General features: G+C 71.9%; 14 protein-coding genes. 11 read left to right on the top strand and 3 right to left on the bottom strand.

Annotation, left to right across the window (positions count from 1 at the left end; genetic code table 11):
• Positions 1-7 precede the first annotated feature (7 nt).
• From BLQ63_RS04620 to araA, 5 genes are all read left to right on the top strand, one after another.
• On the top strand, positions 8-535 hold the full coding sequence (locus tag BLQ63_RS04620; RefSeq protein ID WP_091029252.1) for a phage holin family protein: 528 nt from the start codon (positions 8-10) through the stop codon (positions 533-535).
• Complete coding sequence (locus BLQ63_RS04615) at positions 532-1167, top strand: hypothetical protein (protein WP_091029249.1); 636 nt, start codon at positions 532-534, stop codon at positions 1165-1167. The genes BLQ63_RS04620 and BLQ63_RS04615 overlap by 4 nt, the downstream gene beginning before the upstream one ends.
• 477 nt (positions 1168-1644) lie before the next feature.
• On the top strand, positions 1645-3309 hold the full coding sequence (araB, locus tag BLQ63_RS04610; RefSeq protein WP_091029246.1) for a ribulokinase: 1665 nt from the start codon (positions 1645-1647) through the stop codon (positions 3307-3309).
• A gap of 54 nt (positions 3310-3363) precedes the next feature.
• Positions 3364-4053 (top strand): L-ribulose-5-phosphate 4-epimerase, encoded by a 690-nt coding sequence (locus tag BLQ63_RS04605; RefSeq protein ID WP_091029242.1) that lies wholly within the window; start codon positions 3364-3366, stop codon positions 4051-4053.
• Positions 4054-4058: 5 nt separating this feature from the next.
• Positions 4059-5570, top strand: a complete 1512-nt coding sequence (araA, locus tag BLQ63_RS04600; protein ID WP_091029239.1) for an L-arabinose isomerase — start codon at positions 4059-4061, stop codon at positions 5568-5570.
• 137 nt (positions 5571-5707) lie between these two features.
• Here araA and BLQ63_RS04595 read toward each other — a convergent pair whose 3' ends face one another.
• The gene (locus tag BLQ63_RS04595; RefSeq protein WP_091029236.1) at positions 5708-6865 is read right to left on the bottom strand and encodes an ROK family protein; all 1158 of its coding nucleotides are present in this window, start codon (positions 6863-6865) and stop codon (positions 5708-5710) included.
• Between the two features lie 153 nt (positions 6866-7018).
• On the opposite strand from BLQ63_RS04595, the gene BLQ63_RS04590 reads away from it, so the two are divergent.
• The 5 genes from BLQ63_RS04590 (at position 7019) to BLQ63_RS04570 (ending at position 11640) form a co-directional block, all read left to right on the top strand.
• Positions 7019-8236, top strand: coding sequence for an MFS transporter (locus BLQ63_RS04590; RefSeq protein ID WP_091029233.1), 1218 nt, complete (start codon positions 7019-7021; stop codon positions 8234-8236).
• 285 nt (positions 8237-8521) lie between these two features.
• Positions 8522-9109: a TMEM165/GDT1 family protein gene (locus tag BLQ63_RS04585; protein WP_091029230.1), complete on the top strand. Its 588-nt coding sequence runs from the start codon at positions 8522-8524 to the stop codon at positions 9107-9109.
• Positions 9110-9119: 10 nt separating this feature from the next.
• Positions 9120-9584 (top strand): ribonuclease HI, encoded by a 465-nt coding sequence (gene rnhA / locus BLQ63_RS04580; protein ID WP_091029227.1) that lies wholly within the window; start codon positions 9120-9122, stop codon positions 9582-9584.
• Between the two features lie 77 nt (positions 9585-9661).
• Positions 9662-10540 (top strand): co-chaperone YbbN, encoded by an 879-nt coding sequence (locus BLQ63_RS04575; RefSeq protein WP_091029224.1) that lies wholly within the window; start codon positions 9662-9664, stop codon positions 10538-10540.
• 185 nt (positions 10541-10725) lie between these two features.
• Positions 10726-11640: an arginase family protein gene (locus BLQ63_RS04570; RefSeq protein ID WP_091029221.1), complete on the top strand. Its 915-nt coding sequence runs from the start codon at positions 10726-10728 to the stop codon at positions 11638-11640.
• Between the two features lie 211 nt (positions 11641-11851).
• On the opposite strand, the gene BLQ63_RS04565 is transcribed toward BLQ63_RS04570, so the two are convergent.
• Entirely contained in the window at positions 11852-12271 is a 420-nt protein-coding gene (locus tag BLQ63_RS04565; protein ID WP_091029217.1) for a DUF4259 domain-containing protein, read from the bottom strand.
• Between the two features lie 102 nt (positions 12272-12373).
• Here BLQ63_RS04565 and BLQ63_RS04560 point away from each other — a divergent pair, with 102 nt between their 5' ends.
• The gene (locus BLQ63_RS04560) at positions 12374-13024 is read left to right on the top strand and encodes a hypothetical protein (RefSeq protein ID WP_143014766.1); all 651 of its coding nucleotides are present in this window, start codon (positions 12374-12376) and stop codon (positions 13022-13024) included.
• A gap of 18 nt (positions 13025-13042) precedes the next feature.
• Here the strand turns inward: BLQ63_RS04560 and BLQ63_RS04555 are convergent, their stop codons facing one another.
• Positions 13043-13636, bottom strand: coding sequence for a TetR/AcrR family transcriptional regulator (locus tag BLQ63_RS04555; RefSeq protein ID WP_091029212.1), 594 nt, complete (start codon positions 13634-13636; stop codon positions 13043-13045).
• Positions 13637-13682: the final 46 nt, after the last annotated feature.

Here is a 13682-nt window from a genome sequence, read left to right as displayed (position 1 = left end):
TGAGGACATGGAGGTCCGACGCGACCCCGAGGCCCAGGCCGTCCGCGAGGCCGAACGCGAGCACCGCGGCGAATGGGCCGACACCGACAACGACCGCACGGACGACCGGCACACCGGCGCCTGGCGCCGCCGCCGCGCCGACTGGGACGAGCGCGACCGCTCCGTCGGCCGCATCGTCGGCGACCTGACCTCGGAGGTGGCCCACCTGGCCCGCATCGAGGCCCAGCTCGCCGCCCGCGAGATGGCCGACAAGGCCAAGCAGGGCGCCGTGGGCGGCGGCATGTTCGCCGTCGCCGGGGCCTTCGCGATGTACGGCGGGGCCGCGTTCGCGCTGGCCGCCGGGATCGCGCTCGCGCTGGTCTGGCCCGCCTGGCTGGCCGCGCTCGTCATGGGCGTCGTGCTCCTGGCGGTGGCCGGGATCTTCGCGCTGACGGGCCGCGCCAAGCTGCGCGCCGCCCTGCCGCCGGTTCCCGGCGAGACCATGGACCGCGTCCACGAGGACGCGAACGCACTGCGAGGGAGGATGGACCGATGAGCGGCATGACCATGCCCTCCGCCGGGGGGATTCCGCCCGGGGTCGGCCTCGCGCCGCCGCCTTCGGTGTCGATGCCGTACCTGCCGGAAGACCGGCGGCCCACGGAGGAGGAGCTGCTCGTGCAGCAGCGCGAGCAGTACCTCCAGGACACCGGCGACGACGGCGAGACGCACGACCGCCACAGGACGGTCGACGAACTCCAGCGGGACGCCGAGCGCACCCGCGAGCGGGTCAACGACTCGGTGCTGGAGCTGCGCGAGCGGCTCGGCCTCGATCCCGACGCCGCTCACGCGCACGGGCCGTTCGGGCCCGTCAGGCGCCACCCGCTCACCGTCACCGTCGCGGCCGTCGGGACGGCGACCGCCGCCGTGATCGGCGTGACGGTGCTGCGCGGCCACCGCAAGGCCGAGAAGCAGGCCGTGCGCGCGAGCGCCGCGGACACCGCCAAGAGCGCGGTGGACGACGCGATCAAGGCCGCGCAGCGCCGCCGCAGGGCCGCGGCGAAGGCGACCCGGCGCCGCCGCAAGGCCGTCGGCAAGCGGCTCGACGCGGCGAAGGACGTGTTCGGCTCCGCGGCCAAGACCATGGGCCGCAAGCGCAGGAAGGCCATGCGCCGCCTCACGCACCGGTAGGGAACTGCATACCCCGGCGCCGAATCGTGGGCGACGCGACGACGGAATCGGCGGGCCGCGGCCCGCCGATTCTCTGCTGTCGTGGAGGCGCCGAACGCGAATGGCCAGCGGATCCGAAGGTGAACGGAGGGTCTGCGCAAATCGGACATCGATGGGCCCCCGGTTCAAACCCTGACCGACGGGTACGACAATCCGCCGCCGAACGGCCCGGGCCGCGGTTCGCCGCCGCTCGTCGGCGGGACGTCCGTCACACCGCGGGCCCCGCCCGCACTTCCTCCGCCCCCGGAACGATCCGTCATGTCCGGTTCGCCCGGCGGAGCGCCTGACCGCAGGTGGTCTCGAACGTGCGAATGCGTTAGGTTGTGGGGGATCCACCCGTGTCCATACGCCGCCTCGGGGCGGTTTGAGCAGCCCGCGGTGGACCCACTGCATGTGAACGGTCACTTCTGACCAACGAGCATCCTCTAGGAGGCCGCAATGACTGGCAGCGACAACGATGCCGTTGCTATCGGGATCGACTTCGGCACCCTGTCGGGCCGCGTCGTCGTCGCCTCGGTAGCAGACGGGCGCGAGCTGGCCGTCGCCGAGCACGTCTACGCTCACGGCGCCATCGAAGACGCCCTCCCGGGCTCCGGCGTCCGCCTGCCGCGCAGCTGGGCGCTCCAGTCGCCCCAGGACTGGGTCGACGTGCTCCGCAACGCCGTGCCCGCCGCGCTGGCCGCGGCCGGAGTGAGCCCCGACCGGGTCGTCGGCGTCAGCACCGACTTCACCGCGTGCACGATCCTGCCGACCACCGCCGACGGCACCCCGCTGTGCGAGCTCGACGAGTTCCGCGACCGCCCCCACGCGTGGCCCAAGCTGTGGAAGCACCACGCCGCCCAGGGCCAGGCCGACCGCATCAACGCGGTCGCGGCCGAGCGCGGCGAGGAGTGGCTCCCGCGCTACGGCGGCAAGATCTCCTCGGAGTGGGCCTACGCCAAGGGCCTCCAGCTCCTCGAGGAGGACCCCGAGATCTACGCCCGCGCCGAGCGCTGGATCGAGGCCGCCGACTGGATCGTGTGGCAGCTGTGCGGCGAGGAGAACCGCAACTCCTGCACCGCCGGATACAAGGGCATCGTGCAGGACGGCAAGCGCCCCTCCCGCGAATACCTGGCCGCCCTGAACCCCGAGTTCGCCGACTTCAACGCCAAGATGGAGCACCCGCTCACCCCGCTCGGCGACAAGGCCGGGGAGCTCACCGGGCAGGCCGCCGCGTGGACGGGCCTCAACGCGGGCACCGTCGTCGCGGCCGGCAATGTGGACGCGCACGTCACCGCCGCCTCCGCGAAGGCCGTCGGACCCGCCAAGATGGTCGCCATCATGGGCACCAGCACCTGCCACGTCGTCAACGGCGAGAACCTGACCGAGGCCCCGGGCATGTGCGGCGTGGTCCGCGACGGCATCACCAAGGGCCTGTGGGGCTACGAGGCCGGGCAGTCCGGCGTGGGCGACATCTTCGCCTGGTTCACCGCCAACGGCGTCCCCGGCTCCTACACCGACGAGGCCGAGAAGCGCGGCATCTCCGTCCACCAGTACCTGACCGAACTCGCCGAGCAGCAGGCCGTCGGCCAGCACGGCCTGGTCGCGCTCGACTGGCACTCGGGGAACCGCTCGGTCCTGGTCGACCACGACCTGCACGGCGTCATCCTGGGCCTGGGCCTCCAGACCAAGCCCGAGGAGATCTACCGGGCGCTGGTCGAGGCCACCGCGTTCGGCACCCGCATGATCGTGGAGACGCTCCAGAAGTCCGGCGTCCCGATCGAGGAGTTCGTCGCCGCGGGCGGCCTGCTGAAGAACAAGTGGCTCATGCAGACCTACTCGGACGTGCTGCGCATGCCGATCACCGTGCTCACCTCCGAGCAGGGGCCGGCCCTCGGCTCGGCCATCCACGCCGCGGTCGCGGCCGGGGCGTACCCGGACATCTACGCGGCCTCGGAGGCGATGGGCAAGGTCGAGCGCCACGCGTACGTGCCCGACCGAACCCGAGCGGACGCGTACGACGAGCTGTACGCCGTCTACGAGGAGCTGCACGACCACTTCGGGCGCGGCGGCTCGAACGCGCTCCACACGCTGCACAGGATCGCCACGGAGGCGAGCAAATGAGCCCCCGCACCGCCGGACCGCCCGCCGCCCGCCTCCCCGAACAGGAGTAGACGCATGATTTTCAAGACCACTCCCGCCGTCGAGGAGATGAAGGAGCGGGTCTGCTCGCTCCACACCGAGCTGCTGCGCTGGGGCCTGGTGACCTGGACCAGCGGCAACGTCTCGGGCCGCGTGCCGGGGACCGACCTGATCGTCATCAAGCCCTCGGGCGTGTCCTACGACGACCTCACGCCCGACCTCATGGTCGTGACCGACCTGGAGGGCAAGGTCCTCGCGGGCGACCTGGCCCCCTCCTCGGACGCCGAGAGCCACAACGTGGTCTACCAGCGGATGCCCGAGGTCGGCGGCGTGGTGCACACGCACAGCCCGTACGCGACCGCGTGGGCCGCGCGCGCCGAGCCGATCCCGTGCGTGCTCACGGCGATGGCCGACGAGTTCGGCGGGGAGATCCCGCTGGGCCCCTTCGCGCTCATCGGCTCCGACGCGATCGGCAAGGGCATCGTGGATACGCTTTCCGGGCACCGCTCCCCGGCGGTCATCATGCAGAACCACGGCGTGTTCACGATCGGCAAGGACCCCAAGGCCGCCGTGAAGGCCGCGGTGATGGCCGAGGACGTGGCGCGCACCGTCCACTTCGCGCGGCAGCTGGGCGAACCGGTCCCGATCGCCCAGGAGCACATCGACAGCCTCTACGACCGGTACCAGAACGTCTACGGCCAGCAGCCGTCCTCCAAGGAGCAGTAACAGCAATGGAAACCAAGGCTTTGCCCACAAGAGAACTGTGGTTCGTCACCGGCAGCCAGCACCTGTACGGGGCCGAGGCCATCGAGCAGGTCGCCCAGAACTCGGCCGACATCGTCGCCGGGCTGGACGGGGCCGCTTCGGTCCCCGTCAAGGTGGTCGCCAAGCCGGTGCTCACCACGCCCGAGGAGATCAAGCGGGTCCTGCTGGAGGCCAACGCCGCCGACGAGTGCATCGGCGTGATCGCCTGGATGCACACGTTCTCGCCCTCGAAGATGTGGATCGCCGGACTCGGGGTGCTCCAGAAGCCCCTGCTGCACCTGCACACCCAGCACAACCGCGACCTGCCGTGGGCCGACATCGACATGGACTTCATGAACCTGAACCAGGCCGCCCACGGCGACCGCGAGTTCGGGTACATGCTCACGCGCCTGCGCCACCGCCGCAAGACCGTGGTGGGCCACTGGGCCGACGAGAAGGTCCAGGAGCGCGTCGGCAACTGGGCGCGGGCCGCGCTGGGCTGGAACGAGGTCCAGAACCTCAAGCTGGTGCGCTTCGGCGACAACATGCGCTACGTCGGCGTGACCGAGGGCGACAAGGTCGAGGCGCAGATCCGCCTCGGCGTCGAGGTGAACACCTACGGCGTCAACGAGCTGGCCGAGCGCGTCGCCCAGGTCGAGGACAAGGCGGTCGACGAGCTGGCGGCCGAGTACGAGGCGGCCTACGACGTGGTGCCCGAGCTGCGGGCCGGCGGGGCTCGGCACGAGTCGCTGCGCGACTCGGCCCGCATCGAGCTGGGCCTGCGGTCGATCCTGGAGGAGCACGGCGCGAAGGCGTTCACGGACACCTTCGAGGACCTGGGCGCGCTCAAGCAGCTGCCGGGCATCGCGGTGCAGCGGCTCATGGCCGAGGGCTACGGCTTCGGCGGCGAGGGCGACTGGAAGACCGCCGTGCTCGTGCGCCTCATGAAGGTCATGGCGACCGGGCTCGAGGGCGGCACGTCCTTCATGGAGGACTACACCTACAACCTGGGCGCCGAGACCCCGCAGATCCTGGGCGCGCACATGCTCGAGGTGTGCCCGACGATCGCGGCCGAGAAGCCGACCGCGGAGATCCACCCGCTGGGGATCGGCGGCAAGGAGGACCCGGTGCGCCTGGTCTTCACCGCGCCGCCCGGCCCGGCGATCATGGTCGGCATGCTCGACCTGGGCACCCGGCTTCGCCTGGTGGCCAACGAGGTCGACGCGGTCGAGCCGGAGCAGGACCTGCCGAACCTGCCGGTGGCGCGGGCCGTGTGGGAGCCGCGTCCGGACCTGCAGACCTCGGCCGAGGCCTGGCTGACCGCGGGCGGGCCGCACCACACGTCGTTCACGCAGGCCTTCGGCCGCGAGGTGATGGAGGACTTCGCCGAGATCGCCGGCATCGAGCTGGTCGTGATCGGCGAGGGCACCAACGCCCGCGAGTTCAAGCAGGAGCTGCGCTGGAACCAGGTCTACCACCACCTCGAGGGCGGCATCTAGCGCTCGGCGCCGCAAGGCGAAGACGAACAGCGAGACGCCGCGGGGCGGGCCCGGAAGGGCCCGCCCCGCGGCGTCTCGAGGACGGTTCGCCGTGGCCCCTCCGCGCGTGCGGTTCCCCCGCGCGAACGCGCCGCCGCCTACAGCCGCTCGCGAAGCCACACCGGCGTGAGGATCGCGTCCCATGCGATCTCCGCGGCGCCCGTCAGCGGTCCCGCCTCGCCCATCGTTCCGGCCGCGATCCGCGGCGGCTCGTCCCTCCTGAAGGCCATCAGCGACGCCGCGCAGTTCTCCTCGATCAGCCCGCGCCGCAGGCGGATCAGGTCCACCCCCAGACCCGAGAGGCTGATCGCCTCCGGGTCCAGCGCGTTCGCCAGCGCCCCCAGGCCCCGCCCCAGCGCCGCCGCGTTCGCGTCGACCGCCTCGCCCGCTTCGGCGTCGCCCGCCTCGGCCCGTCGCAGGACCTCCTGCGCCAGTTCGCGTCCCGTGCCGTAGCCGGTCTCCCCGCCGAACCGGCGCACCAGCGCGTTCGCGCCCACATCGAGGCTCCAGCACCCCCGCACCCCGCACATGCACTCCAGCGCCGACCCGGTGAGCGGCATGTGCCCGAACTCCCCGGCGATGTGGTGCGCGCCCCGCTGGGCGTCGCCGCCGAGCAGCAGCGTCCCGCCGATGTCGAAGTCGATGTGGAAGTGCATCGCGGTCCCCAGCCCGCGCAGCGCGCCCCGCCGCGCCTCGGCGAGCCCGGCCAGGCGCGCGTCGTTGTCGATCACCGTCGCCGGCCATCCGTCCCCGATGAGGTCCCGCACCTCGACCTCGTCCCAGCCCAGGTGCGATATGTGCAGGCGGTGCCCGTCGCGGATCGGCCCGGACGTGGCGAAGCCGAGCACGGCCAGCCGCCCGGTCTCGTGCCGCGCGACGGCGGCGCGGATGTCGGCGAAGGCCTTCGGGGTGCGGTCGTGCTCGCCGTCCTCCAGTTCGGTGATCGCGCCGCCGAGCTCGACGGAGGCGAGTGTCCACGTGTCCTCCCGGAAGTCGACCGCGAACGCCAGGGGCCCTTCGGGGTGGGGGACCAGCATGGTCGTCGGCCGCCCGCGCGCGCCCGATTCGGCGGGCACCTCGTGGAGCAGCCGGGCCTGCTCCAGCTCCCCGACGAGCGCGGCGGCGGTGTTGCGGCCGATGCCCAGGAGCCGGGCGGCCTCGGCCCTGGTGAACGGCTCGGCCGCGTCGTGGACGGCGCGCAGCAGCCGGGCCTGGTTGTGGATCCGGAGGTCGGCGCTGGTCATCGTCTGCGGCATGAACGGATTATGCCAGCCGCCAGATTTTTGTACATGCCGGGAACATAATCCTTGACGAGTCCTCGTCTCTCTTGTTATGTTCTAGGTGAGAACATAAGCTCGTGAGAACATGAACTCGCGACCCACCCGCCCCACGCACTGACGAGGACCACGATGACCCCCGACCCGCTCACGTTGCGCCGCGCCCGCATCGGCCTCCACGGCGCGTTCGCCACCTCCGGCTTCGTCATGGGCGCCTGGGCCGCGTCGCTCCCCGGCGTCGACGACCGCCTCGGCCTGGGCGAAGCCAGACTCGGCACCACCCTCCTGCTCATCCAGCTCGTCGGCCTCGCCACCATGGCCGTCGCCGGGCGCATCGCCGACCGCATCACCACCCGGCGCCTCCTGATCTGGACCGCCCCGGCCTCCCAGCTGGTCCTCATCGCCCCCGCGATCGCCCCCGGCTACCCGGCCCTCCTCGCCTGCGCCGCCCTCTACGGCGTCGGCGTCGGCTTCGTGGAGGTCGGCATCAACGCCCACTCCGTCGAACTCGAACGCCGCTACGGACGCCCGATCATCTCCGCCTTCCACGGCCTCTGGAGCCTCGGCGGCGCCGCCGCCGGCGTCTTCACCTCCCTGTGTCTCGGCCTCGGATTCGGCGACCAGGCCATCCTCATCACCGCCGCCGTCCTCAGCACCGTCGCCATGGCGGCCTTCACACGTCCGCTGCTGCCGCCTCCGGGTCAAGACGCCTCCGGCGGCAGCAGCGGCACCCCCGCCGGCGCCGCGAAGATCGGCACGGTCCTCCTGGGCGCGCTGTTCCTTCTCGGCCTCGGCGGCACCCTCGTCGAGTCCGGCGCGATGGACTGGGCCAACTTCCACGCCGCCAACGTCCTCGACGCCGACGCCGCCCTCGCGCCCCTCTCCTTCACCGTGTTCGCCTGCGTCATGACCGTCTTCCGCCTCCTGGGCGACCCCATCCGCGCCAAACTCGGCCCCGACCGCACCCTCCTGTGGGCCGGCGCGGCGGCCGTCGCCGGCTACATCCTGGTCCTCTTCTCGGCCACCGCCGGCGGCCTCGCCCTCGCCTGGACCGGATGGGCCCTCGCGGGCAGCGGCATCGCCGTCATGGTCCCGGTCGTCTTCAGCGCCATCGGCGAAGCCGGCGGATCGCCCTCGAACATCGCCCTCATGTCCATGTCCGGCTCCGCCGGGCTCCTGCTGGGCCCGGCCGCCATCGGCTACCTCGCCGAAGGCACGAGCCTGACGATCGGCCTCATGGTCCCCGCCGTGCTCGCCGCGTTCATGGCCTTCCTCGGCCCGGCCACCATGCGGTCCCTCCTCAACCGGCCCGCCGCCGCCGAACCGAAGGCCCCCGCACTCGCCGAGTGACGCACCGGCCGCGGAGGGACCGCCCTCCGCGGCCGCACCGCCCGCCGCCCCGGGCGGCACGCGTCACGCCCGCGCCGGTCGCGCCCGCCACCGCCCCTCACGTATAGTTGCCAGCGCAGAAGGGGAGTAGCTCCCAACGCTGCGGTCGACATACTGGTCTCCCTGAGACCCGGCCGCACGGCCTCGCACTCCGAGGCGAGCGAGACCTTCGACCAAGGCCGTACGGCCGGGTCGAGGTTCGCTGCTCTCCTCCTCCCGGCCCCATCACTGGGAGGATCACCCTCAATGGAACTCTTCTTCGTCGCCGCGGCGATCGCCTTCGGCGCGATCTTCGTGGGCGAGCTCGGCGACAAGAGCCAGCTCATGGCCCTCACGTTCGCCACCAGATACCGCCTGCGCACCGTCGTCCTCGGCCTCGTCATCGCCATCGGCGCCCTCATCGGCCTGTCCGTCGGCGTCGGCGCCGCCGTCGGCAACCTGCTGCCCACCGACTGGATCCGCCTCGCCGCCGCCGTCATGTTCATCGGCTTCGGCCTCTGGGGCCTGCGAGGCGGCGCCGACGAGGACGACGACGGCCACGCCGTCAAGGAGCGCCGCAACGGCCTGCTCACCATCGTCCCCGCCATGTTCCTCGCCGAGTTCGGCGACAAGACCATGCTCATCGCCATGGGCATGGGCTCCAGCTACAACCCCTGGGGCGTGTGGCTCGGCGGCACCGCCGGCATGCTCGCCGCCGACCTCCTCGCCGTCTTCGCCGGCGCCTGGGTCGCCAAGCGCATCCCCGAGAAGGTCGTCCGCTACGTCTCCGCCGGACTCTTCCTCGTCATCGGCGTCCTCCTGGGCATTGAGGCCATGACCGCGCTCGCGGACTAAGCTGGCGGTCATGCCGAAACCGGACGACAACGAGGACACCGCCGTCATCTACACCGACGGGGCCTGCTCCGGCAACCCCGGACCCGGCGGATGGGGCGTCTACTTCAAATGGGGCGACCACGAGAAGGAGCTCTACGGCGCCGAGAAGGCCACCACCAACAACCGCATGGAGCTCATGGCCGCCATCCAGGCCCTGGAGACCCTCAAGCGCCCCATGAAGATCACGCTCTACACCGACTCCTCCTACGTCCGCAACGGCATCATGACCTGGATGCACGGCTGGAAGCGCAACGGCTGGATCAACTCCAAGAAGGAACCGGTCAAGAACGCCGACCTGTGGCGGCGCCTCGACGAGGCCGCCGCCCGCCACGAGGTCGACTGGCGCTGGGTCAAGGGCCACGCGGGCGACCCCGGCAACGAACGCGCCGACAAGCTCGCCTGCCAGGGCCGCGACGAGGCCGCCGGACGCCGCTAGCCCCGACCGGGCCGGACGGCCCACACCGGGCCCGGGCCCCAGCGCCGAACCACGATGAGAATGGAACAATCAGCACCATGAGCGACCAGGTACCGTCACGATTCTCCGGAGGCGTCGACCTCAGCACCCTCGCCGCCGCCGCACAGCAGCAGGCCGCGGAGGCGCACCAGCACGGAGCGCCCAGCGCCGGCGTCCTCGCCATCGACGTCACCGACGCGACCGTCCAGAGCGAGGTCCTCGAACGCTCCCTCGACGCGCTCGTCGTCGTCGCCTTCTGGGCCGACCAGGTCCCCGAGAGCCTCCAGCTCCGCGACATCCTCCAGCGGCTCGCCGCCGAGGCCAACGGCGCATGGGTCCTCGCCAGGGCCGACGTCCTCCAGAACCAGCAGCTCGCCGCCGCCCTCCAGCTCCAGGCCCTCCCCGCCGCCGTCGCGCTCTCGCAGGGACGTCCGCTCGACATCCTCCAGGGCCCGCAGACCGAGCAGGGCCTGCGCCAGTGGATCGGCCGCGTCACCCAGGCCGCCGGACTCGACGTCCCGCAGCCGACCGACCCCGAGCTCGCCACCGCCGAGAACCTCATGGTCGACGGCGACCTCGACGCGGCCGAGGCCGCCTACGACAAGTACCTCAAGAACCACCCGGCCTCCGGCGAGGCCGAGGCCGGCATCGCCCAGGTGCGGATGCTGCGCCGCGTCGGCGCCCTCCCCGACGACGCCGTCGCCATCGCGGACGCCGACCCCGACAACATCGACCTCGCGCTCGCCGCCGCCGACCTCCAGCTCCTGTCCGGCCAGGCCGAGGCCGCCTACGCGCGCCTCATCGCACTCGTGGCCAAGAACTTCGGCGACGACCGCGAACGCGTCCGCAAGCGCCTGGTCGAACTGTTCACCGTCGCCGGCGTCGACGACCCCGCCGTCGCCAAGGCCCGCCGCAAACTCAGCTCCGTCCTGTTCTGACCAAGCGCCGCAAGGCGATCGAACCTCCGCGTCACCCGGTGACGCGGAGGTTCGTCCGTTCGGAGGTCGCACCGGCGCTCGCGGAGCCGTACATTCGAGCAGTGAGATGCGCGCTCGACTCCTGGTGCAGCGGCGGTCCGCTGTGTCAAGCTAGCGTGGCCGGTTCTGTGGTGGGGAGGTGAGTGTTGCCAGCGACTCGATCGAGACGCATAGCGGTACTCGACGCACCCTCCAACCTCGGTCTGCGCCCGCCCACCGCCACCACCGTCCCCGGCTGCGCCAAAGCCCCCGGCGCCCTCCGCGACCACCGCCTCATCTCACGCCTCAACGCCGTCGACGCCGGCTGCCTCACACCCCCGCGCTTCGACGCCGCCACCTGGCGGCCCGGCGACGGCGTCGGCCAGGCCAAGGCCATCGCCGAGTACACCCGCCGCCTCGCCGACCGGGTCGAACGGCTCTGGCAGGAACGCCGCTTCCCCCTCGTCCTGGGCGGCGACTGCTCGATCCTCCTGGGCACCGCCCTCGCCGCCCGGCGCCGCACCGAACGCGACCGCAAACCCCGCGGCCTGATCTTCATCGACGCCCACTCCGACTTCCGCCACCCCGGGAACTCCCAGTACGTCGGCGCCGCCGCCGCCGAGGAACTCGCGCTGGCGACCGGGCGCGGCCAGCCCGACCTGACCGACATCGGCGGGCTGCGCCCTTACATCGACACCGACCACCTCGTGTTGCTCGGGCTGCGCTCGGACGACCCGCACCGGGTCGAGCTGGAGGCCACCGGGGTCGCGATGCGGACCGTCCCGGCGCTGCGCGCCGGGGGCGTGGGCCGCAGCGCCGAATGGGCGCTGGACAGGGTCGGGGAGGTGGCGACGTTCTGGCTCCACGTGGACGTCGACGTCCTCGACCCGTCGGTGATGCCCGCGGTCGACGGCCCGGCCCCGGGCGGCATCTCGCTCGGCGAGCTGAGCCAGATCATCACGACCTGCGCCGCCGACGACCGCTGCGTCGGCATGGACCTGACGGTCTTCGACCCCGACTACGACCCGGACGGCGAATACGCGAAGGCCCTCACCGACCTCCTGGTCGAAGCGCTCCAGTAGTCGGTCGCGCTGCGGCAGTGGGCGTTCCCCCATCTCGACCGTCACTTCGAAGGCGCCACTTCCCGACCGCGACGCTTTGGACCGTGCGCCCAAGAATGACAGCGGCCTCCGAGTCGAAGCCACCGCCCGCCTGCGCCAGGTCGTCTGCGTCAAGGGCTGAGCGACCGAACGGGCCGGACGCGCTTCGCGTCCGGCCCTTCGCGGTCCGCAGTCATGCGTTCGCGGTCCCTGCAAGGACTTCCCTGTAGGGGGCCAGGAGGTCGAGGACCTTTTCCAGGGCTCCCGAGTCGAGCCAGAGGTCGTGCCATTCGTTGGTGTCCGGCTCCCTCAGGCGGTCGAGGACGCGCAGGGCCTGCGTCCGCAGTTCGTCGGTGGCCGTGAACGGATGCGCTTCGAGGATCTCGGCGATGCGGTCGTTCGCGGCCGGGGCTCCGAGGCGGTTGGCGATCAGCACCGCCGCCGCCACGGCCCCCTGGGCCTCGGGGTTCTCGATGTAGTCCTCGTTGTCGAGGACCTCGCCCATGGCCTCGGTCAGCTGCTCGGCGACCTTCGCCGGATCGTCCTTCGCGAGCGCGCCGACGCAGTCCCAGGCGCCGTCGTTGTCGAACGGCCCGTAATCCCAAGCTCCCATGCGCTTCTCCCTCGTCGAGTCGACAGTGGCGCCAGCCTAGGACACCCGTGCGACACGAAAACGGCTGTCGCCGACCCGGCCGCGGTGCCTATGCTCCCGGTTGTGCTGGATTTCGAGGAATGGCGCGGACTGAACCACCGCGCGGCCGCCGGGCGGCTGCCGGCCGCCGGATGGGACGTGTGCGGGATCGGCGACTGGGCTGTCGTCTGGAAGTCCCCCGACGGTTCGCGGGTCGCCCGGGTCTGCGCCTTCGAGCCCGCCTACGGGGTCTTCGTCGAGCTGTGCCGCGGTCTCGCCGGCCATTCGCTGCTGCCCCGGATCGACTTCGACGCACCGCTTCCCGGCGGCGGGCGCCTGACGGTCATGGAGGCGCTGCTCCCCGCCGACGCGGAGCTGCGGACGGCCATGATCGCCCGGTGGGACGCCGCCGAGCCCGCCGACCCGGTCGCCTCGGTGCGCGCCGAGGCCGAGCGTCTGAACGCCGCGGCCGCCGCCGCGGTGCCGTTCTGGGGCGGCCTCGACCGCAACCCCGGGAACGTCATGCGCCGCGCCTGTGGCGAACCGGTCTTCGTGGACCTCTTCTACGCGCAGGGCCGCGAGATCTACGAGGTCCTGCTGAAGGACCCCGGCGCCATCGCCGCGGCCTTCCCCGCCGAGCGGCGGGAGTTCATCTGCGAGATCGCCGTCATCGCCCGCGAGTCATCGCCCGAGGAGATCGCCGCGCTCCGCGCGGCCGCCGACCGAATCGGCTGACCTGGAGGAGCGGGCCGGCTAGTCGCTGCTGACCAGCGGCAGCACGATCATGTCGAGCATCTCGTCGATGATCGCCTCCGAGGCCGGGCGGCCCTTCATGAGGAATGCCTGGGTCATCAGGTTCGGGGCCAGGTTCACGATGCGGGGGTGGAGCGCCTCGGGCCGCACCGTGCCGTTCGCGATCCCGGTCTCCAGGATCTTGGCGAAGACCCGGATGCGCGGCTGCTCGATCGCCTCGCGGATCTTCTCGGCCTCCTCCTCGTCGGAGGTGGCGCGCAGCTCGCCCACCCAGCCGCGCATCGCCTCGCCGGAGGGCCCGGCCTGGTTCTCGGCGATGCGGAGCATGACGCGCTTCATGTCGGCCCTGACGTCGCCGCTGGGCTCGAACGCGGTGTCGACGTTGGTGGCCTTGTAGCGGGCCGCGGCCCGGATCAGGTGGGCCCGGTCGGGCCAGCGCTTGTAGAGCGACGCCTTGCCCGCCTTGGCGCGGGCCGCGACGGCCTCCATACGGAGGTTCGCGTAGCCGACCTCGGCCAACTCCTCCAGGGCGGCCTCGAAGATCGCGCGCTCGAGGTCGTCGCCGCGTCGGCGGCTCGCTGTGGAATCGGTCACCGGCCATCCTCTCGATAGTGAACGTTGCGTTCACTAAATGGTAGCG

This window comes from Glycomyces harbinensis (genome assembly GCF_900101745.1).
GTDB lineage: Bacteria > Actinomycetota > Actinomycetes > Mycobacteriales > Micromonosporaceae > Glycomyces > Glycomyces harbinensis.
The sequence above is the reverse complement of the archived record's forward strand: the minus strand, read 5'-3'. Positions and strand labels throughout refer to the sequence as shown.

Excerpts from the sequence above, each read along its gene's own strand:
- BLQ63_RS04620 (WP_091029252.1), top strand. The coding sequence starts at position 8 with ATGGAGGTCCGACGCGACCCCGAGGCCCAGGCCGTCCGCGAGGCCGAA.
- BLQ63_RS04605 (WP_091029242.1), top strand. The coding sequence starts at position 3,364 with ATGATTTTCAAGACCACTCCCGCCGTCGAGGAGATGAAGGAGCGGGTC.
- araA (WP_091029239.1), top strand. The coding sequence starts at position 4,059 with ATGGAAACCAAGGCTTTGCCCACAAGAGAACTGTGGTTCGTCACCGGC.
- BLQ63_RS04585 (WP_091029230.1), top strand. The coding sequence starts at position 8,522 with ATGGAACTCTTCTTCGTCGCCGCGGCGATCGCCTTCGGCGCGATCTTC.
- araB (WP_091029246.1), top strand. The coding sequence starts at position 1,645 with ATGACTGGCAGCGACAACGATGCCGTTGCTATCGGGATCGACTTCGGC.
- BLQ63_RS04575 (WP_091029224.1), top strand. The coding sequence starts at position 9,662 with ATGAGCGACCAGGTACCGTCACGATTCTCCGGAGGCGTCGACCTCAGC.
- BLQ63_RS04595 (WP_091029236.1), bottom strand. The coding sequence starts at position 6,865 with ATGCCGCAGACGATGACCAGCGCCGACCTCCGGATCCACAACCAGGCC.
- BLQ63_RS04565 (WP_091029217.1), bottom strand. The coding sequence starts at position 12,271 with ATGGGAGCTTGGGATTACGGGCCGTTCGACAACGACGGCGCCTGGGAC.
- rnhA (WP_091029227.1), top strand. The coding sequence starts at position 9,120 with ATGCCGAAACCGGACGACAACGAGGACACCGCCGTCATCTACACCGAC.
- BLQ63_RS04615 (WP_091029249.1), top strand. The coding sequence starts at position 532 with ATGAGCGGCATGACCATGCCCTCCGCCGGGGGGATTCCGCCCGGGGTC.
- BLQ63_RS04590 (WP_091029233.1), top strand. The coding sequence starts at position 7,019 with ATGACCCCCGACCCGCTCACGTTGCGCCGCGCCCGCATCGGCCTCCAC.